This window comes from Actinoplanes sp. ATCC 53533 (assembly GCF_003947245.1).
In genome coordinates this window covers 1-1,277 of sequence record NZ_QHHV01000521.1, presented here as the reverse complement: position 1 = coordinate 1,277, position 1,277 = coordinate 1, and the positions used below count along the sequence as shown (strand labels likewise).

The 1,277-nt window shown below is 63.2% G+C and carries 2 protein-coding genes; one reads left to right on the top strand and one right to left on the bottom strand.

The features are described 5' to 3' along the window. A partial coding sequence (locus DMB66_RS59755; RefSeq protein ID WP_158647745.1) for a helix-turn-helix transcriptional regulator occupies positions 1 to 828 on the bottom strand: 828 nt, incomplete at its 3' end. 237 nt (positions 829 to 1,065) lie between these two features. On the opposite strand from DMB66_RS59755, the gene DMB66_RS59750 reads away from it, so the two are divergent. Further along, positions 1,066 to 1,218 carry a hypothetical protein gene (locus tag DMB66_RS59750; RefSeq protein ID WP_233624644.1) on the top strand — a complete coding sequence of 51 codons (153 nt, stop codon included), beginning with the start codon at positions 1,066 to 1,068 and terminating at the stop codon, positions 1,216 to 1,218. Positions 1,219 to 1,277: the final 59 nt, after the last annotated feature.

Genomic DNA, 1,277 nt, shown 5'->3' with positions numbered 1-1,277 from the left:
CAACTTGATCGACTCCCTGGGCGACAGCGCCAGGGACAGCAGGTGCTTGTGAACATCGGTGAGCCGCCGGATCTCCTCCGGCGATTCCAGGAACAATTCTCCCGCCAGCGTCTCGATATAGCCAAGCGGCGGGTCATCATGGGCGAACGTCAGCACCTCAAAGCCGCCGTGCACGGCGAGGTGAGCGCCCGCCGCGAGCGTCAACACCTGCACCGTGACGTTCGGGAGCGCGGCGACCTTGACGATGTGATCCAGTTGCTCGGACATCGTCTCGGCGCTGCCAACCTCCAGCATCAACGCCTGCTCCGTGATGATCGCGTGCAACCGCAGCGGTGGTTGCCGCACCGTCAGCACTTCTTGACGCTTCAGTCGTGCTTCCACGCGCTGGGCGATCATTTCCTCCTCGGTCTCTCGACCAATGCGGATCACCTCCTGGGCGTAAGCACGGGTCTGCATGAGTCCCGGAATCAGGGTCGGCTGGAATTGTCGCAGCTCAGCGGCTTCGGCCTCGTAGGCGATGAACGTGATGTACCGAGCCGGCAAGGTGTTGAGCCGTTGCCACCAACCCGGTTCGCGTAGCTGGTCGGCCATCGCTCGGAGCGACAGCCCTTGCTCCTCGTCGTGAGGAACCTGGTACGCGACAAGGATCTCCAGCACGTCGCGAGACCTGGGCTTGATGTCTCCAGATTCGATCCGGGCGATGCGCTGCTGCGAGCATCTGAGCAGCTTCGCGGCGTCGTCTTGCGTGAGGTTACGCGCGTCGCGCAGCCTGCGCAGTTCCCGGCCGAGACGACGGGACCGAGGCGTTGGAGGAGTAAACCGGGCCACCCTCTGATCTTCCCTCATACACGGCCAGCCTTCCTAACTCCTTGTAACAATGATTCCGGGTACTTGCACAGCATCGTACTATGCTGCAACACTGATCCGCATAGTGCTGAGACCGCAACAGCGGGTCACGGAAGACGCCCACGGGCGCGACCTCGGCACCGTGCAGACAGACCCGTAAGGCGGGCAGCACCGGGCGCGAGCCTCCTGTCTGCCCTAACGGGCACAGGACCAATTGAGGTGATCATCGTGTTGATCGGCGCCGTGATTTCCGCGTTGCTGGTGGGCTTCCTCGCCGGGCTGCTGTCGTTCAAGGTCAAGGACCGATGGTGCCCCCACTGCGGCACCACTACGAGTGAGCTGGCGCGCCAGCAGCCGGGTCACGCGCGATGAGCACGCTCAAGCTCGGTGACGTGATCGACGTCGAAGACAGGGACTACAAGTACGGGACC